The organism is Myxococcus virescens (genome assembly GCF_900101905.1).
Classification (GTDB): domain Bacteria; phylum Myxococcota; class Myxococcia; order Myxococcales; family Myxococcaceae; genus Myxococcus; species Myxococcus virescens.
This window is the reverse complement of record NZ_FNAJ01000005.1, coordinates 183,872-201,282: the sequence shown is the minus strand read 5'-3', so window position 1 is coordinate 201,282 and position 17,411 is coordinate 183,872. Positions and strand designations below refer to the sequence as shown.

Below are 17,411 nucleotides of genomic sequence, written 5' to 3'. Positions count from 1 at the left end.
CCGTTCACGCCTCCGAACAACGGTGGGCTCGTGAAGGTGAAGATGGACGAGCCGACGCTGCCCGACATCGGCGGTCCGCTCACGCCGCCGAACAACGGTGGGCTCGTGAAGGTCATGGCCGACGACCCCTTCCGGGGCAACAGCTGACCTGACGGCCCGGACGTCAGCCGCCGCTCATGGCTCCTCGGAAGAAGGTCGTTCTCATCGGCTCGCGCACGGATGACGCCACCCGGTATGTGGCTGAAGCCGTGGAGCGTCGTCGGGCGAGCGCCATCATCGTGGAGACGGAGCGGGTGCCCGACACCGTCACCTTCGACTGGGAGGACGGTGTCGTGCACTGGGAGAAGGAGTGTCTCAGCGACCTGCGCTCCTTCTACGTCAAGAACCTGCGGCTCTCGCTCCCCGTTCCAGAGGCCGAGGCCCTGACCGAGCGCAACTTCCCGCGCTGGCAGGAGCAATACCTCGCCGAGCGGGAGCGCCAGTCCTTCCTCCACTCGGTGGTGCGCGCCCTCCATCGGCGCGGCTGCTCCTTCGTCAATCCCATGGAGGCCGTGGAACTGCACTACCTCAAGCTCCACCAGCTCGCGCTCCTCGCACGCCACAAGGTCCCCGTCCCTTCGAGCCTGGCCACCCACTCGCCGGACGCGGTGCGCGCGTTCTTCGCCCGCCACCGGAACGTCGTCTACAAGCCGCTGGGCGGCGGCGCGATGGTGCGCAAGCTGAGTGAGGCCGACCTCACCGACGAGCGGCTCACCCTGCTCGGAAACTGTCCCGTCCTCTTCCAGGAACAGATTCAAGGCGACGAGTTCCGCGCCTACGTCCTCGCGGGCGAGCCCGTGGCCGCCTTCCAGATTCCCACCGAGGGCGTGGTCGACGCGCGGCAGAACCTGGAGAAGGCCAGACCCGCTCGACTGCCTCGCGCGGCCTGGGACCTCTGCGTCCGTGGCGCCAAGGCATTGGGAATGGTCTTCACCGCCGTGGACCTGCGCCGCACTCCCGAGGGCGCCTTCGTGGCCCTCGAGTTCAATCCCACCCCCGCCATCTCCTTTTTCGATGACCCGCGCGATGGCAAAGTCATCACCCGACTCGCCAGCTACCTCGTCGCCCAGGCCTGAGCGCCCCAGCGGCTTCTTCATCCCGGACTTCGCCGAGGGCATCTTCGGTGCTGTCCGCGCGGTGCCGCGGCATCTCGACGCGGCCAGGCCCTGGACGCGGCTCGCCGTGGCATCCGAGGCCCTGCGCGCCACCATCCGCCGCGAGTTCTCAGAGGGTGGTCGCGTGCTCCACGTCTGCCTCCAGGACGCGCTGCTGCCCGAGCGCGCCGAGGCCCTCCACGCCGCCCTCCGTCAGGCCCTCTTCCGGCGCCATCACCACGGCCCCTATCCCCTGCACGTGGCGCCGCTCGACTCGCGCCAGCCCCCCTCCACGCTGATCGACTTCTGCGCCTGGCTGCGCAGTGACGAGGCCGCTGCCTTCTTCGCGGACCTCGTGGGCTGGCCCCGACCCCTCCAGACCCGTCAGGTCCAGGTCTCCCGAATGGAGGTGGGGGAGTCCTTCCCTCCACATCACGACACGCAGGAGGAAGGGCTCGCGGTGGTGTTCAACTTCACGCGCCCCTGGGACGAGCGCTTCGGCGGTGTCCTCGCCTTCCCGCATCCCGAAGGCGCGTGGGACAGCATCCGCGTGCCGCCCCTCTTCAACTCGGTCTTCGTCTTCCGCGCCGTGGGCGCGCTCCACCGAGTGACTGAGTGGCTGCCCGCCGCTCAGGGCCACCAGCGCTACTCCATCACCGCGTTCATGCTCGAGCGGCCGTGAGCCACGCGCTGCCCGCGCTCCAGCGCGGCGAGCCAGCCGCGTCGTCGCGTCGGCGCTCTCATCTTCTCGGGACCCACCTCCAATACCGCCGCGGCAAACGGCGACGTATGGGGCTCGACACGCAGGGGAGGGGCTCCCGCTGGCAGGAGCCTCCTCGTGAGCTGTCTGCGCTTGCCCCAGCGCCACGGACAGCGTGGTCACGCTGCCTGAACGACCTGCTCCAGCGCCGGACACTGGAGCAGGACGCAATCGTCCACTCAGGCGATGAGCTCGGAGAGCACGCCCTTGGTCAGCGCCGGGTCGCCGAAGTCGTCCAGGTTCCCGCCGGCCGCGTTCCTCAGCCCCACAGCGGTGCCAATCGTGTTCAGCATCCGGTTGTGGTTGGGATTGCCGCCGCCCGACGCCTCGACGTAGACGCCCTGCTTGAAGAAGCCATTGCAGCTCCCCGCCAGGACGAAGGGCACATTGCGCGCCGAGTGAGCCGGCCCGTTGCCCAGGTCGTTGTACCAGACAGCCACGCCGTGCTCGATGAGTCGCTTTCCGTCCGGCATCTGGTAGGCCACCAGCCGGTCCAGGAGGTGCTTGAAGGCGCTCGCGAACTGCACGTCCACGTGGTGGTGCAGCAGGTCCGAACCCGTGATGATGCCGCCGCTGGAGTCGTGCGACGAGCGACGGTGGGACACGTAATGGAAGTTCTCCATCAACTGCCCCGTATCCGGGTTGCGGTAGCGCGTGTCGCCGTCGTTGCCATTGCCCACCTGGATGACGGCCGCGCGGTTGGTGCCGCACGCCATCGCCATCACGGCGATGTCCATGTGCAGCCTGGCGGTGGCGAGCACCTCGGTGCCGTCCGTGCTGTCATAGCCGGGCGCCTGCTGCTGGAGGATGAGCTCCTGGTCCGCGCGCATTCGGCAGCTCAGGGCGACCTCCAGGTCCCGGACGTTGGACAGGTGCAGGTCCAAGCGCTCATGGTCGGACGCGCTCAACTCGGGACGCTGCTGGAGCGCCTGGAGCTGGGCTTTCACCAGGTCGTTCACGCTGCGCTGCCGGACGAGGAGCTGCTCGCGAGCCTCGGGAGTCAGTCCTCCCGGGCCGCCAATCATCGTCTGGTACGCATTCCACGGGTCATGCAGCGCGGCCCGGCGCACGTTGCTGCTCCGGTAGGAGAGGCAGGGCCCCCCGAGCCAGCCGCCACGCCGGCCCGCGTAGAAGACGAGCGAGTCACGTTGCTGCGGATTGAGCTCGCGGCCGATGCGGTGGTCGATGGACTCGCCCGCGGACTCGGAGCCGCCGCCCGCGCCCTCCACCACGGGGCCCTGCGCCGTCAGCCCCTGCATGGCGCCGCGGGCGTGGCCGTCCCCGTAGTTGTAGTCCTTCATGTTGACGTTGCGGACCAGCAGCAGGTGCGCGCGGTGGTCATCGAGCACGCCCACGGCCCGCCCGGCCATGCTCTCCGCGGTGAGCGCACCCAGGGTGCGCGGCCAGAAGCGCTCCGGCTCCGCGCCGAGCTCCGACGTCGTCTGGGCCGAGGCGACGCCGTTGGCCTGCCGGAAGAAGATGGCGTACGGCAGCACCCCCGAGTCCGCCGCGCGGGCGGTCCTCGGCATCAGCCCCTCGAGAAACGGCAGGCTCAGCATCGTCCCGCCCAGGCCCTTCAACACCATCCGGCGACTCAGCTTCATGGCAGATCCTCCGGGTGGCGATTCACGAAGCCCTCGCTGGTGACGACCTCCACGACGAGGTCGACGATGGACAGGTTGCCCGCCTTCGACAGCTTTCCGAGCCGCTCCACCAGCGGCACATCCTCGCGGGCGGACGGGCGCCCGTGGAGGTACTCCACCCAGTGCTTCGCGTAGCACGCATGCACCGCCTCATTGGCCGCGAGTGCGTCCGCCAGGTCGAGCGCGTCGCGCACCAGCACCGTCTCTCCGTTGATGTTGGGAGACGCGCTGGCGTCCACCGGATGTCCGTTGTCCGTGGTGCGGTAGCCGCCGATGGCGTCGAAGTTCTCGAACGGGAAGCCGAGCGGGTTGATGAGGTTCGAGTGGCAGCTGGCGCACGCAGTCCCTGGCGCTTCGGTGTGCGAGGCGACGACCTCACGATTGGTGCGGCCCTGGGGGGCGGGGAGCGGCGGGATGTTGGCCGGCGGCGCGCCAATCTTCCGGCAGATGATGCGCTCGGACACGAAGACGCCGCGGTGGATGGGGTCCGGGTCCACCGACGTCGCGTGCGAGGCCAGGAAGCCCACCTGGGTGAGCACGCCCTTGCGCTCGCGCGAGTCCAGCGTCACGGGGACGAAGTCGGCGGTGAACGTGCCACTCAGCCCGTAGACGCGCGCCAGCTCGTCGTTGACGAAGGTGGCCGGCGAGGTGAGCAGGTCGCTGTAGCCGCCCTTGCGGGAGAAGACGACGTCCTGGACGAAAAGGGTCGTCTCCTGGGCCGCGTACTCCCCGAGGCGCTCGGACACCTGCGGGTAGCGCGTGAGGGAGGGCCGGATGGCGGCATAGCGGGGCACGTCGAAGAGGGTGCGGTGGAAGGCCTCCACCACCTTGTTCGAGCGCGTGTCCTGGAGCATGCGCCGTGCCTGTGTGGCGACGCCCTCGCGGGAGTGCAGGGTGCCCTCGCTCGCGGCGGCGAACAGGGCGTCGTCCGGCATGGCGCTCCAGAGGCCGAAGCTCAGCCGCGAAGCCACTTCGTAGTCGTCGAGCGGCACCCGGTCCTGCACGGCCTGCGTGCTGCGCTCCACGCGGTAGAGGAAGTGGGGCGACTGAAGGAAGGCTTCAATCACCAGCCGGATGCCACCCTCGAAGGCTGACATGTCCGCGTAGGCCTGGGGCCCCTTGCGGTACAGCCCGAGGTAGCTCTCCACCTCTTCGGACGTCAGCGGGCGCCGATGCGCGCGCAGGCCGAAGGACTCCACGAAGGCGCGGGCGCGCTCCTCGTTGGTGGCGGCCGACGGAGGCAAGAGGCGCGCGAGCTTCGTCGCGTCCGTCGTCACCTGGCCGGCGAGTTCAGCGGCGGCGCGCTGGTAGGCGCCCCAGAGGGCCTCGTCGACGGAGAGGGCGCGCGCATCGTTGTCGAAGAGGAAGCCGCTCTGGGCGGGGTCCGCGCGGAAGGTGCCCGCCAGCGTGGTGGGCGGTGCGTCCAGCCTGAGCAGCTCCTGCACGCTGTTCGTCCACTGCACGTGCGTCAGGCGCGCCATTCGCACGGACGGGGCTGGCTTCTCGATGGCGGTGGGCGGAGGCGTACCGGGGCCGGGCCCTCCACCGGGGCCCTCCGGGTTGGAGATGGTTCCTTCGCAGCCAGCAGCCCCGCTCAAGACCAGCCCTAGCACCACCGGGCGCCACCACCGTCCCCGCTCCGCTGGCTCTCGTGACAACCGTTGTGACCGCATCCTCGGCACGAGCGCCTCCATCATTGGGAGACATATCAATCAGATGGATGATGCGTTCCTGTCAATGTAGCCGCGACTCGCACGCGCATCGGTCGAATGGCCCGATGACACGGATACTGAAAAACTCGTGTCACGCGTGCATACGCGTTGCATCTTTCGTGTGGGCCTCGCGGAAAGTGAGGAGGAGGCGCCACATGCGTGGGGGACAGACCCCCTCAATGCGGTGGTGTTACAGCCTGAGGTACACGCCGAGCTGACCGCTGAAGTACAGGTCCTTGGCGCCGCCGGCGAAGACCGGGGCTCCCTCCGCGGCGTCGGTGGTGAAGGAGTAGCTCCGCAGCTCTCCGCCCAGCCGCAGACCCAAAATGCGCGTCAGGGCGAACTCCACGGCGAGCTCGCCATCGAGTCCGGAGCCGCTCAGCTCCGGGAGGTAGCCGTCCGAGGACAGCTCGCCGCCGCTCAGCACGTGCTGGTAGCCCACGCGCGCGGCGATGGCCCATCGCTCAGTGAGCGCCTTGCGCAGGCCCAGCTCCACGTGCGCGAAGCGGTAGTCCACGTCGGGCAGGGCGAAGGTGCTCTCCGGCGGGAGCTCCACCGCGAAGGAGTGGGTGCCGTACAGCGCGCCCACCGAGACCTCCAGCCACGGCAGCGGCAGGCGGAGGCGCAGGCCTCCCTCCAGGAGCTGCGCGGTGGTGCCGTACTCGGAGCCATCCGGAAGCCGCGTGGACAGCCCGAGGGCGCGTGTGCCCCTCGCCACGATACCCAGGTTGTGCACCATCCCATCCGTGAAGTGGGAGAGCGGGAAGTAGCTCACCGAGAGGCTCGCCGCCGCGGCGCTGTTGAGGCTGTATTCGGGCAGCGCGTTGGCGTTGCTGCCCGAGAAGTTGAAGCGGCGGAACAGCCCCTGTCCGGACAGCAGCGCCTCCAGGATGGGGCCGTCCAGGTCGCGAAGGCCGGCGGCCTTCGGCTCGGGCTCCACCAGCGGCTCCTCCTTCGTCACGGTGGGCGGAGGAGGCTTCACCACCGCCGGGCGCGGTGCCTCCGCGATGGGGGCCGGGGGCGCGACCTCCGGCTCGGAGACTGGCGTCGGAGGCGTGACGGCGGCAGGCGGGAGGCTCTGCTCCGGGCCCGCCTTCAGGGCCGCGCCCAGCTTGGGCTCGAGTTCGCGCCGCACGTCGGGGAAGGCGCGGTTCGTGCGGACGTCCCAGCGCTCCTCCGCGAGGAGGGTGCCGTCCTTGCCGGAGTAGGCGCGGACCTCCACGTCCCAGCGCTTCGTCCCCTTCACCGAGGCGAGGATCAGCACGTCCGCGCCGAGCTTCTTCGCCAGCGCCCGCCGCTGCGCATCCGTCTTCGGACCGCCGCGGATGCGCTTCACCTGGGCATCCACCTTCTTCGCGGGCAGCACCTCTCGCCCGCGTCCCTTCTTGCCAAATTCCTGCGTCAGCACCCTGCGCAGCGCATCCGCCTGGCGGCCCTCCGGGCGCAGCACCGCGACTCGGGTCTTCTGCGCTTGCGTCTTCCTCGCCTGCGCGGCCTCGGCCGGGCGGTACGACACGACCAGCGCCAGCACCAGCAACACCCATCCCGCGATGCGGCTCACAGGGCCACCTCCTTGGAGCGAACAGACGAGGTGGTAGCGGCCGGGAGGGCAGGGACGAAGGGGCGGGAACACATGGGGGGCTCGGCTTCCAGTGTCGAGACGGGGGGCTGCCTCAGCCCCAAGCAATTGAGGGGCCAACATCCCGGAGCTTGGAGCTTATCTCGGTAGGCGCGCGTGGAACTAGGTGATGATGCCCACTGCGAGGTAAAGCATTCCCGGGGTCCAGCGGCTCGTCATGCGAATCATTCACGTCATGACGCGTGTTCTGACGCAGGCTCGCGACGCCTTCGCTCCTGGCGCACATCCTCTGCGACAAGTTCTGCGACGGCCTGCCGTTCCATCGCCAGGAGTGTTAGACCCGCCGCATGGGACTCCTGACCTTCAGCATCAACGTCACCCTGGACGGCTGCGTTGACCACCAGGAGGGAATCGCCGACGACGAGACACACGCCTTCTTCACCCGCCTCATGGACGAGTGCGGGGCGATGCTGTGGGGCCGCGTCACCTACGAGATGATGGAGAGCTACTGGCCGGCGGTCGCCCGCGGCGACGAGGAGGCGCCGCCAGCGATGCGCGAGTGGGCGGTCAAGCTGGAGGCCAAGCCGAAGTACGTGGCGTCGTCGACACGAAAGGACTTCCCCTGGACCAACAGCCACCACATCGTCGGCGACCTGCGCACGGGCGTGCAGAAGCTCAAGGACGCGACCCCCGCCGGCGTGCTCCTCGGTAGCGGCAAGCTCGCGACCGAGCTGGACCGGCTGGAGCTGATCGACGAGTACAAGTTCCTCGTCCACCCCAGGATCGCCGGCCACGGCCCGACCCTGTACCAGAGCGGGCTGTCCAGCACGCGACGGCTCGAGCTGGTCTCGGCGAAGCCGCTCCGCAGCGGCGCGGTCGCCATGCACTACCGGCGCGCGCGCTGACTCAGATCAGAGCAGCCCCCTCGCGCCCAGCTCGCGGGCCAGCGCGTCGTCGGGAGCCGAGCTTGGGCCGTTCATCTCCTCCTCGCGAACGCCCGCCCCGATGATCAACAGCTCGGCCCCGTCGCAGACGCCGAAGCTGTTGACCAACGGGGCCGACTGTTGAGCGCCGGGTACACAGCTAAACGCCTCTCGGCTTCTCTCCCCACGGGCCGCTTTCGCTTCTGCGTTTCCTTCTTAGCGGGCTCGACGGCAGCAGACCCAGGGGGAGTAGCATCCACCGCCGGCACACCAGGGCTTGGCACAAACGGCGCCTCGGGCCGAACAAGGCCGTCCCATCGCGATGCCCCCTTCCACCCCACTGAGCGTCACCCGTTTCGGTGGACAGGCGGCTTGAGCCCCCTTGGGGTACAGGCCTGCCCAGAGCGCGCTCCCATCAGGTGCGTAGCAGCGGCCAGGTCCTCTTGGCGCCTCTTGAGCCTCCACACCACGCGGCCTGGGGTGGCCCTCGTGCCGGGGCCTACCTCGTACATGCCGTGGGCAAGCCCAGCCGCAGGGGACCGCTGGGAGGTTATTTCAGACTCCCTGGCGGGAAACGGGGCAACAAGAGCGGCCCTCTTCGTGGAAAAGTCTCGTGCGTGGCCGTGAGCGGTGTTCCCTGACGACGGCGATGCGGGTGTCTGCCACGGCAGCCGAGGACGATTCCCCTGAAATGGACGAAGAGTTCCTGGCTGCCATCATCCCGTGTGACTCACCAGCAGCCAGGAGGAAGCGTGAATCTCATATCAAACAGTGCCATCGTGACGGGAGCTGCACAGGGCATCGGGCGGGGAATCGCCGAGCGACTGATGCGGGATGGGGCCAACGTGCTTGTCTTTGGCCGGACTCAGGCGAAGGTGGAGGAGACCGCCAGGGACCTCAACCGCATGTTCGACGGGAATGCGCGCGCCGTGCCTTTCACGGGTGACGTCCGTCGGCCGGAGGATGTCGCCCGGAGTCTCGAGGTCGCCACGCGCGAGCTGGGCCTGCCAGGAATTCTGGTGAACAACGCGGGGACCGCCACGCTGGCGCCGCTGCTCGACCTGCCGGACGAGGACTTCGACCAGGTGATGGCCATCAACCTGAAGGGGCCCTTCCTGTTCATGAAGGCCTTCGCGCGGGCGCTCGTGCAGGCCAAGAAGCCCGGCGTGGTGGTCAACATCTCCTCCCTGAACCAGCTCGCGGTGACGGATGGGTTGTCGCACTACTGCGCGTCGAAGGCGGGACTGGCGAACCTCTCGAAGGTCGCCGCGTCGGAGCTCGGGCGGCATGGAATCCGGGTGAATGTGGTGGCCCCTGGAGCCATCCAGACACCGCTGGCGGAGAGTGTCGGACTCATCGAGGTCATGGGTCATGAGTTCCTGGCTCGCACGCCGCTGGGCAAGCCGTGTGGAATGCCGTCGGATGTCGCGGGCGTGGTCTCCTTCCTGTGCGGCGAGGACGCGGCGTGGATCACCGGGGAGACCATCTCCGTCGATGGTGGAAACCACATCCGTGGCCTGCACAGCTACTGGGACATGCTGAGCCGCGCCGCGAAGTAGCGGCGCGGCTCTGATTCACGGCCCGGATGAATTCGTCGTGGGCCGTGGGTGCGGCCCCAGGCGGTGCTCAAGCATCTCGGCTCTCTCCGGAACGCGACCACATCAGCCGAGGCGTGAATGTCGCCGAACTCGATGGTCCGCTGCTGGTCCTTGTTGAGGCCGATCCGATTGCCCGGAACGATCGATGCCTTCCGGCGGATCTTGCCTTCCTGAGACGTGTTCGCCGGGTCTGTCGCCGATTGGTCGGGGAGCCGCCGGTGAAGGGCAGCTCGTAGAGGGGGTGGATCCAGTTGGTCGTGTAGTTGAATTCCCAGCACTGAGTACCTGGGAATTCAACTACACGCACCTCGTGCAAGACAATGCCTGGGATGAATACAGCATGCCCTTCCACAACCAGCCGGACGTCTCCGGTGCGCCGTTGGGGGCGTCGGATGCGACAGAACGACGCATCTCCCTGCGCATCTCCAGCAGTGGGTACATCAGCTATTACCATTCACGCGAGGCCGAGGACGCCTCCAAGCGCCCGCAGCTCGAAGTGACGTACACGCCGTGATTCACGGGTGGGCTCCAGACGCGAAAAGGGTTCGCGTCTGGAGCATTGCCTGAGCGGGGCAAGGGGACGGGCGGGCCGAGCTTGCGGGCCATCCGTTAAACGCCTCCCGGTCAGCGGATTGCTCGTGCAAGGACCTGTTTCACCCGCGCGTCCGCCGTGCCGTGGACGGTGAGCACCTCCACGCCCAGCTCGTACGGGTCGTCGAGCAGCACCCTGGACAGCGTCTCGTCTACCGCGGTCCTCATGTGGATGTCTTCACGGGCCCGGAGCCGGATGCGATCCGGTGCCTCGATGGGCACGAAGACGATGAGGTCGAGCGTCTGGATGGCGGAGCGGACCCGGGGATGCCATTCCTCCAGGTCGAACGCCTCCGCGTCCTCATGCGCCTGGAGATAACCCAGGAAGTCGACAGGGCAGCGGTCGAACAGGATGTCGCGTGAGTCTTTCTCGGCTTGAAGCAGCTCGGCCGAGAACCGGAGCTGTTCGATGAAGTCCTCCAGGGAGGGGGGAGACGCGAACTCGTAACCCTCTTCCTCGAGGAGGAGGTATGGCTCTTCCGCGAGCCGGTACCCCTCGAGCTCTTCTCCGAGCAAGTCAATCAGCGTCGACTTGCCCACCCGGTGTGAACCCGTCACGGCGATGCGCATGCCTGCTCATACCGCATCCCCGAGGATCACGTCCCTCGGGGCGCGGGCATGCGCGAGGGCCACCCCAGGCCGCGTAGTGTTGAGGCGGAAGACAGCCACCAGGCCGGCGGCCCCTGCCGTTGACGCCCCCGGGACGGTGTGTCCCGGAGGCGCCAGCACTCCTTGCGCGACGTCAGCCGCCGCGCGCCCCGTTACTCGGGAATCCCACCGAAGGCGCCCGACTCGAAGTCGTCGATGGCCTGGATGATCTCCCGGTGGTTGTTCATCACGAACGGCCCGGTGTGGGCAATGGGCTCGTGGATGGGTTCGCCCGCGAGGACGATGAAGTGCGTGTCCTCGTCAGCCCGGAGGGAGAGGGCCTCCCCGTCGTTGGCGAACACCGCGAGCTCACCGCTCCGGATGCTCTCCGCGTCCACCGTCACGCGGCCGTTGGCGACGAGGACCAGGGCATTGTGGTTCGAGGGCAGCGACAGGTTGAAGTCCTCGCCCGCGCGCACCTTCACGTCGAGCATGGAGATGGGCGTGAAGGTCCTGGCGGGACCCTTCGCGTCACCGTAGCTCCCGGCGATGATGCGCACCCGGCTGTGCTCCGTGGCCTCCCCGCCTCCTTGAACGGGGACCACCGGAATCTGCTCCTTCGTGATGGGCTGGTAGCCCGGAGCGGACATCTTGTGCTGGCGAGGCAGGTTCACCCAGAGCTGGAGCATGTGGAACGTGCCCCCGCGCCGGGAGAAGTCGTGCTCGTGGTACTCCTCGTGGAGGATGCCGGACGCCGCCGTCATCCACTGCACGTCCCCGGGACTGATGACGCCGGAGTGGCCCGCGTTGTCGCGGTGCGCGACGTGACCCTCGAACGCGAGCGTCACCGTCTCGAAGCCACGGTGCGGATGCCAGCCGACGCCCCGCTGGCCCGTCGCCAGCGCGGGGTAGTCATGGGGCGGATGGTAGTCGAGCAGCAGGAACGGACTCGTCCGCTCCTGGCGCAGGCCGCCGCTCGGCACGAGGGTGTGGACGCGGAAGCCGTCACCCACCCAGTGCAGTCCGCCGCCACCATGGACACTCTCCAGGGTGCGGGGGCGGGAAGTGGCTCGAGGAGAAGTGGGAACGCTGACTTGGGTCGTGGTGCTCATGGTTTCAAACCTAAGAGCCGAGCCCCGTCTGTAAATCGCTCCAGGTCGTGATGCTTTTCATCACGTCGTGTGATGGTCCGCGCCCCCGAGCGCGAGCTGGCACAGCGAGGTGAGCCGGTTCGAGGCCCACGTCGCCACCGGGCCCAGCGGCGTGCCCTTGCGGCGCACCAGGGCGAGCGGGCGCTGGGGTGGGGGACCGCCCTCCCAGGCCGCCAGGCGCAGCGCCACCAGTCGTCCGGCGGCGAGGTCGTCGCGGACGAGGTGCTCGGGCTCGAGGCCCCAGCCGATGCCGCCGACGAGGAGCGAGTGCTTGGTCATCAGGTCCGCGACACGCCAGAGGCGCGAGCCGATGACGCCCCGGTCCGCCGTGCCCGTCTTGCCCTCCGGCAGCCGCTCGCTCAGGACGATTTGGATGGCGGAGGCGAGGTGCGCCTCCGTGAGGACGCCCTTCAGCGCCGCGAGCGGATGCGAGGGCGCGGCGACGGGAATCATCTTGAGGAGCGCGATGGGACGCTGCTCCAGGCCGGTGAGGTCCAGGTCCGCGCCGGCGATGCCCAGCGTCGCGCGCCGCTGGCGCACGCGCTCCGTCACCGCGGACAGCAGCTCCACCTCCAGCGCCAGCTCCACACCGGGGTGCATGCGCGCCAGCTCCCGCACGAAGTCCAGCAGTGCGTCGGTGGGGAACATGGCGTCCACCACCAGCGACAGCTTCGTCTCCTCGCCGCTCTTGAGCCGGCCCACCACCGCCTGGAACGAGGCGATGTCCTCGTGGAGTCGCTGCGCCGCCGCGACGACGGCTTCTCCCTTCGCCGTCAGACGCGGGACGCGCCCGCTCCGGTCGAAGAGCCGCAGGCCGAGCTGCTTCTCCAGCCGCTGCATGGCTTGACTGACGGCGGGCTGCCCCTGGCCGAGCTTCCGAGCCGCCGCGGAGAAGCTTCCCTCCTCGGCCACCGCGCGGAGCGTGCGGAGCTGGTCGATGGTGACGCTTTCGAGCACCTCGCGACTGCATCACATCGACGGCGATGATGCACGCGCGCGTCCTCGCGCTACTTCTTCGAGGACAGCGTCGCGGCGGCGGTGCTCTCCGGGAGGGCGCCCCGGAGCATCTCGCGGGAGATAGCCCCCGCCGCGCCGATGACCGCCCACGCAGCGCTGTCGCAGCGTGTCCCGGGGCAGATCACAGAAGGGCAGGAGGACGTTCGACTTCGACGTGTTCGGCTGCGTGAGGTGTGGCCATCCGCACGCAAGGGCGCTCTCACGGCTCAGCCATACAGCTCGCTCAGCGGTCCCGGCGCGATGCGTGTGCTGCCCTCCTGCCCGAAGGTGTTGAAGTCCGCGTCTCCGAACGCGTGGCCGAGCGTGTTGAAGAGGTTCGAGACCTGCCGGTTCCGGGCCGCGTCGTACTTTGGGTACACGACCGTGCGCCCGTCGGTCTTCAGGCCCAGCGCGTTGCCGCCCACCACGAGCTTCGGCCACTCACGCGAGGTCGAGTGGTGCTGCTCGCCGTTGTCGGACATGAAGACAATCGCGGTGTGATCCAACATCGAGCCGCTCGCGCCGACCTCGGGCGTGGCGGCCAGCGTCCTCGCCAGGTTCGCCACCAGTTGCACGTGACGGCGGGTGACCTCGGCGACGCGGTCCCAGTTCTGCCCCGCATCCAGGCCGTGCTGCAGGTTGTGTCGCGGGATGTCGGTCACGTCCGGGCCGTAGGCCACGTCGAAGCCCGAGGTACCCGTCGCCAGCACCACCGTGTTCGTCAGCCCGCCCAGGAGGGACGCCGTGGCGATCTGGAACTGCGCCTCGAACCACTTCAGCGAGTCGGGCGGTGAGCCCGCGCCGGTGATGAGCGGGTTGTCCTTCGGTGCCGGTGGCAGGTACGGCCGCACGCGTTCCGCCATGCCTTCGAGCTGATCCTCCCGCGTGCGCAGCGACTCGAGCGAGGAGACGTAGCGCTCCAGTTTCAGCCGCTCGTTGGAGTTGCCGCTGAACGCCGCCAACGCCTTCCGCGAGTCGGCCAGCGCGAAGTCGAAGAGCATCTTGCGATCGCGCCCGTTCGTCGAGCCGCCGAGCAGCGAGCCGAAGGTGCTGTCGAACGCGAGCGACGGGTTGACGATGATGCCCGCGGGCTTGCGTGGTCCGAGCGCGCAGGTCTCGTACACGATCGACACGCGCGCGGAGCTGGTGCCCAGGCGCAGCACGTCGAACGGTGCACCCCGGCGCAGGCGAGGTGCGATCACCGCGTCGAAGGTCGCGCCCGCGCCGTTCACCGCGCAGCTCAGCCCGCCCGTCCCGCTGGAGTGCCCGCCCCCCGCGATGAGGTTCGAGAGCCCCAGCAGCACGGCGGAGCGGTTCACCAGGTCGATGTTGCCGGAAGACGCCGCCAGCGGCCCGAGACTGATCGCGCTCGCGAGATTGTCGCCCTCACGCACCAGCGGCGTGTCCTTGTATGCGTCCCAGAAGATGCGGTCGGAGGTGTTGGCGCGCCCCCCCAGCGCCGCGCGGGTGCCCGTGCTCAGGAGCGCGCGGGGGTAGACGCCATTGCACTCGAGGACCAGCACCAGGCGCGCCGGCAACGCTGACGACTGGGCGTAGACGTCGTGGAAGTAGGGCGCGAAGAGGCCGGCGGCCATGCCCTTCAGGACGGTTCGTCGCGAGAACATGGCAGTCACTCTCCAGCCTGCGGCACACGCCGCGTCTTCCAGGTGTCGCTGGTCATCAGCGTGGTCAGCATCTTGGAGAACGAGCCGTTGTTCTGGTCATAGGCCTGCTCCATCTGCGTCAGCGTACAGGCGTCGCTCGGGTTCTCCGGGCGGCCCATGAAGTAGCGGAAGGCTTGTCGCAGGAAGCAGCGTTTCACGTGCCGCGAGGCCGCCAGGCGCTCGCTCAACTCCACCGCGTCGCGCACCGGGCCGTCCAGCCCGGGGTCCGGCATCGACGTGAGCGTCGAGCTTCCGTCCGGCGTGGTCCAGCCTCCGCTGGTCGAGTGATCCCGCGCGCGCAGGAAGCCCGCGTGGTTGTAGATCTCGAAGGGCAGGCCGAGCGGCTCCATCAGGCGGTGACAGCCCTGACACTGCGCTCCGGCGGTCGCCTCCTGCAGGCGGCGGCGCGCGTTCTTGTCGGGAGCGTGAGCGCCGACCTGGGCCGCCACCTGCACGCTGCTGAGCGGCGGGACGAAGCCGCACAGGAGGTTCTCGCGCACCCACTTGCCGCGGTGGACGATGGACGGATCGTCCTCGAAGTTGCCGCCGTGCGCGGCCAGCCACACCGGGTGGGTCAGCACGCCCGCGCGCTCGGTGGCAGGCAGCGTCTTCCATCGGCCCGCGACGGTCGCCGGGAGGATCTCGCTGACGTTGTAGGGGTGTGAGAGGCCCCTGTGCGAGTCGTACGCCGCGTGCTGCATGGAGGGCACGTAGAAGGTGCGTGTGGTGAGCAGGTTCGCCAGCACGTCTTTATCCTCGACGACCACCCGCGCGATCAGATCGTCGAACTGCTGGATGAAGGTCGGCTCCAGCGGATGGAAGTTGGTGAGCAGGTTCTCGTACGAGACCGAGCTGATGTAGCCGAGCCCCTCGAGTTCGAAGCGCGAGGTCGCCGCCGGGGACTCCTTGAACACCGCGGCCACGTGCTCGTAGCCGAGCCACTCGCGGAAGAAGCCCGCGACGCCGTCACCCAGCCAGTACTGCCCGCGCTTGGAGCGCTGCTCCTCGTTGTAGTCCTGCACCAGATCGAAGCGCGGTGTCCCGTTCTGGTGGGCGTCGACGCCGCCCAGGTACTTCTCGATCAGGGCGGTGGTCGTCGCATCCTGCTTGAGCGAGCCATCCTTCGCGGCGGTCGCCACGTCCGCCAGATGCCCCTCGAGGGGCGCGGAGAAGTACGGCCACACGAAGCTCGGCGTGGCCGAGGGCGCGCGCCCCGCCAGCGCGTAGGCCAGCTGCGAGCCCAGCTCGAGGCTGGTCAGCTCCACGCGACCGTCGGCCGGCTCGCCGCCCATCTCGCGGCGGAACATGGCGCCGGTCATCATCCACGCGGCGTTGGAGATCCGCGTGATGGAGTCCGCGCGGTTTCGCGGGGAGTAGCTCGGCTCCTGCGCGATGACCTCGGTCGCGAAGGCGGTGAGGCGGGTAAGCTCATCCTCGGTGGGCGGGCGGAAGAAGACGCCGAACTCGAGCATCTGGCCGAGGTGGAAGCGCTTGCAGGAGTCGCTCGGGTTCGCGTCGTCGAACATGCACCTGAAGCGGCTGTTGGTGTAGACACGCTCCATCCGGTTGCCGTCCGGGTAGTTCATCGTCCACGGCGAGGCGGCCGCGCCGACCACCGGCAGGAAGAGCTCCACCGTGGCCTCGTCCAGCGTCTCGTCCGTGGCCCAGGAGCTGTACTGCTCGATGGCGCTGGGATCGAGCGGGTTGTCGTAAAAGCTGAACCCGGTCCAGCTGCGCTCGACCGAGCCACCGACGTTGCGGGTGAACTCGCGCCGGTTCATGCGGCGGATGCGCGTCGGCGCATCCGAGCGCACGCCTTCGGTGCAGCTGAAGAGCGCAGTCTGATCGAGCAGGTTGGGCTCGGGCACCACGGTGACAGGCGGGCCGCCCGTGCCACTGCAGAGGGGCATCCCCTCCGCGATCCAGGTCTCCAGCGCGGCGAGCTCGGCTGCGCTCGCGCGCGCATGCGGGGCCGGCGGCATCGGAGACGCGTCGTCGCGCATGCGGGTGAGCGCGCGCTGGGCGTTGTTGAGCCTCCCATCCATTGCCGAGCTCACCCGCATGTCGTGCAGGGTGCGCAGCGGCATCGTCGCCCCCTGGGTTGGCATCGCGCCGTGGCAGCTGGCGCAGCGCTCCGTGAGCACCGACTGCACCACGCACGCGGCGCCCCGGTTCTCCCCGGGCTCACCCGGCCCCCCTGGGTTGTTAGGGCCTCCGGGGTCGGTGTTGGGCTCGACAGAGCCCTTACACGCAACGAGGCTCAACAGTCCGGCCAGCAGAAGGACGCGGTTCATCCGGTCAGATTGGCACGGACGGCAGGGGGGATAGCAAGCAGTCCCTGCAAAACGGGCTCAGACCTGCCTGGGCACCCTGTGGTCCCGCCGGTGGTGGCTCGCAGGTGAAGTTGCCCGGGTTCAGTGGACAGGTGGATCAAGTTGCCAGCGGCAGTCAAGCAATGCGCCAGCACAGCCACCGACCAAGCCCCGACCATGTAGTCACGCCCCGTCAGGCGTAGCCCACGCCTGCTGGGAAACACGGCCGCCCCGTCAGTGGCCCTCCTTAGCCCTCTGCACCCTTCCTCCCCCTTCAACAGGGCCCCGTCCCTCTTATGCGTTCACCGTGAAGTGGTTCAACGACGCAAAGGGCTTTGGCTTCATCGCCCAGGTTGGCGGGGGACCTGACGTGTTCTGCCACCACACTGCAATCCAGTCGGACGGGGCGCAATGCCAGGAAGGTCTACGAAGCGTCAGAAGGAACAGGCGCGCAAGCAGCACCCGCAGGAGAAGGACGCCAAGAAAGAGGAGCGCAAGAAGCTGAAGGCCGAGCGCGGACCTCGTCAGCCGGGCGACGCCAACCCTGACATCGAGAACATCATCCCCGGCCCTCAACTGCCGCTGGAGTTCTGAGTTCCAGCCGTGCCGCCCAGGGTTCGCCACGCACCGTGGAGTGCTTCGGGCGCCCCCTTCCGGGATGGCCAGCAATCCCCGGGAGGACGCAGTACCCGTCCCTCCGAACGCTCCAGGTGCGTCCCACCCTGGATTCGAAGCCAGAGGGACTGACGAGCGTCCCTTGC

At 68.7% G+C, this 17,411-nt stretch carries 15 protein-coding genes and 1 pseudogene; 7 read left to right on the top strand and 9 right to left on the bottom strand.

The features are described from left to right. The first annotated feature begins 176 nt into the window (after nucleotides 1-176). Entirely contained in the window at nucleotides 177-1,115 is a 939-nt protein-coding gene (locus BLU09_RS16890) for an ATP-grasp domain-containing protein (RefSeq protein WP_090490572.1), read from the top strand. Further along, complete coding sequence (locus BLU09_RS16885) at nucleotides 1,066-1,815, top strand: 2OG-Fe(II) oxygenase (protein ID WP_228558339.1); 750 nt, start codon at nucleotides 1,066-1,068, stop codon at nucleotides 1,813-1,815. Before BLU09_RS16890 ends, BLU09_RS16885 begins: the two co-directional genes overlap by 50 nt. Before the next feature lie 257 nt (nucleotides 1,816-2,072). On the opposite strand, the gene BLU09_RS16880 is transcribed toward BLU09_RS16885, so the two are convergent. The 3 genes from BLU09_RS16880 to BLU09_RS16870 form a co-directional block, all read right to left on the bottom strand. Further along, a complete protein-coding gene (locus BLU09_RS16880) occupies nucleotides 2,073-3,497 on the bottom strand; it encodes a DUF1552 domain-containing protein (RefSeq protein WP_090490570.1) in 1,425 nt (474 codons plus the stop codon). Beyond that, nucleotides 3,494-5,209 carry a DUF1592 domain-containing protein gene (locus BLU09_RS16875; RefSeq protein WP_244171785.1) on the bottom strand — a complete coding sequence of 572 codons (1,716 nt, stop codon included), beginning with the start codon at nucleotides 5,207-5,209 and terminating at the stop codon, nucleotides 3,494-3,496. The genes BLU09_RS16880 and BLU09_RS16875 overlap by 4 nt, the downstream gene beginning before the upstream one ends. 229 nt (nucleotides 5,210-5,438) lie before the next feature. Then, nucleotides 5,439-6,809, bottom strand: a complete 1,371-nt coding sequence (locus BLU09_RS16870; RefSeq protein ID WP_090490568.1) for a hypothetical protein — start codon at nucleotides 6,807-6,809, stop codon at nucleotides 5,439-5,441. A gap of 284 nt (nucleotides 6,810-7,093) precedes the next feature. Here BLU09_RS16870 and BLU09_RS40095 point away from each other — a divergent pair. Then, nucleotides 7,094-7,165 (top strand): annotated as a pseudogene (locus tag BLU09_RS40095) (hypothetical protein); the annotation flags it as partial. 9 nt (nucleotides 7,166-7,174) lie between these two features. Beyond that, nucleotides 7,175-7,732: a dihydrofolate reductase family protein gene (locus tag BLU09_RS16865; protein WP_090490567.1), complete on the top strand. Its 558-nt coding sequence runs from the start codon at nucleotides 7,175-7,177 to the stop codon at nucleotides 7,730-7,732. 6 nt (nucleotides 7,733-7,738) lie between these two features. On the opposite strand, the gene BLU09_RS38775 is transcribed toward BLU09_RS16865, so the two are convergent. Then, nucleotides 7,739-7,879 (bottom strand): hypothetical protein, encoded by a 141-nt coding sequence (locus BLU09_RS38775; RefSeq protein WP_167371101.1) that lies wholly within the window; start codon nucleotides 7,877-7,879, stop codon nucleotides 7,739-7,741. A 623-nt stretch (nucleotides 7,880-8,502) separates the two neighbouring features. Between BLU09_RS38775 and BLU09_RS16860 the strand changes: the two genes are divergently transcribed. Both BLU09_RS16860 and BLU09_RS38770 read left to right on the top strand, forming a co-directional pair. Beyond that, nucleotides 8,503-9,309: an SDR family NAD(P)-dependent oxidoreductase gene (locus BLU09_RS16860; RefSeq protein WP_090490566.1), complete on the top strand. Its 807-nt coding sequence runs from the start codon at nucleotides 8,503-8,505 to the stop codon at nucleotides 9,307-9,309. A gap of 379 nt (nucleotides 9,310-9,688) precedes the next feature. Further along, nucleotides 9,689-9,862: a hypothetical protein gene (locus BLU09_RS38770; RefSeq protein ID WP_161605164.1), complete on the top strand. Its 174-nt coding sequence runs from the start codon at nucleotides 9,689-9,691 to the stop codon at nucleotides 9,860-9,862. A 110-nt stretch (nucleotides 9,863-9,972) separates the two neighbouring features. Here BLU09_RS38770 and BLU09_RS16850 read toward each other — a convergent pair whose 3' ends face one another. The 5 genes from BLU09_RS16850 to BLU09_RS16825 all read right to left on the bottom strand — a co-directional run bounded on the left by BLU09_RS16850 (nucleotide 9,973) and on the right by BLU09_RS16825 (nucleotide 16,632). Next, a complete protein-coding gene (locus BLU09_RS16850; RefSeq protein WP_090490565.1) occupies nucleotides 9,973-10,509 on the bottom strand; it encodes an AAA family ATPase in 537 nt (178 codons plus the stop codon). A 191-nt stretch (nucleotides 10,510-10,700) separates the two neighbouring features. After that, nucleotides 10,701-11,639, bottom strand: a complete 939-nt coding sequence (locus BLU09_RS16845; protein ID WP_090490564.1) for a pirin family protein — start codon at nucleotides 11,637-11,639, stop codon at nucleotides 10,701-10,703. A 60-nt stretch (nucleotides 11,640-11,699) separates the two neighbouring features. After that, entirely contained in the window at nucleotides 11,700-12,635 is a 936-nt protein-coding gene (locus BLU09_RS16840) for a LysR family transcriptional regulator (RefSeq protein ID WP_090490563.1), read from the bottom strand. 266 nt (nucleotides 12,636-12,901) lie between these two features. Beyond that, entirely contained in the window at nucleotides 12,902-14,299 is a 1,398-nt protein-coding gene (locus tag BLU09_RS16830) for a DUF1552 domain-containing protein (RefSeq protein WP_090490562.1), read from the bottom strand. Nucleotides 14,300-14,304: 5 nt separating this feature from the next. Continuing rightward, nucleotides 14,305-16,632, bottom strand: a complete 2,328-nt coding sequence (locus BLU09_RS16825; protein ID WP_090490561.1) for a DUF1588 domain-containing protein — start codon at nucleotides 16,630-16,632, stop codon at nucleotides 14,305-14,307. A gap of 325 nt (nucleotides 16,633-16,957) precedes the next feature. On the opposite strand from BLU09_RS16825, the gene BLU09_RS40090 reads away from it, so the two are divergent. Continuing rightward, a complete protein-coding gene (locus BLU09_RS40090; protein ID WP_228565492.1) occupies nucleotides 16,958-17,155 on the top strand; it encodes a cold shock domain-containing protein in 198 nt (65 codons plus the stop codon). The last annotated feature ends 256 nt before the right edge of the window (nucleotides 17,156-17,411 follow it).

Coding starts and splice junctions, on each gene's coding strand:
- BLU09_RS16890 (WP_090490572.1), top strand. CDS start 177: ATGGCTCCTCGGAAGAAGGTCGTTCTCATCGGCTCGCGCACGGATGAC.
- BLU09_RS16885 (WP_228558339.1), top strand. CDS start 1,066: ATGGCAAAGTCATCACCCGACTCGCCAGCTACCTCGTCGCCCAGGCCT.
- BLU09_RS16880 (WP_090490570.1), bottom strand. CDS start 3,497: ATGAAGCTGAGTCGCCGGATGGTGTTGAAGGGCCTGGGCGGGACGATG.
- BLU09_RS16875 (WP_244171785.1), bottom strand. CDS start 5,209: ATGCGGTCACAACGGTTGTCACGAGAGCCAGCGGAGCGGGGACGGTGG.
- BLU09_RS16865 (WP_090490567.1), top strand. CDS start 7,175: ATGGGACTCCTGACCTTCAGCATCAACGTCACCCTGGACGGCTGCGTT.
- BLU09_RS38770 (WP_161605164.1), top strand. CDS start 9,689: ATGCCCTTCCACAACCAGCCGGACGTCTCCGGTGCGCCGTTGGGGGCG.
- BLU09_RS16850 (WP_090490565.1), bottom strand. CDS start 10,509: ATGCGCATCGCCGTGACGGGTTCACACCGGGTGGGCAAGTCGACGCTG.
- BLU09_RS16845 (WP_090490564.1), bottom strand. CDS start 11,639: ATGAGCACCACGACCCAAGTCAGCGTTCCCACTTCTCCTCGAGCCACT.
- BLU09_RS16830 (WP_090490562.1), bottom strand. CDS start 14,299: ATGTTCTCGCGACGAACCGTCCTGAAGGGCATGGCCGCCGGCCTCTTC.
- BLU09_RS16825 (WP_090490561.1), bottom strand. CDS start 16,632: ATGAACCGCGTCCTTCTGCTGGCCGGACTGTTGAGCCTCGTTGCGTGT.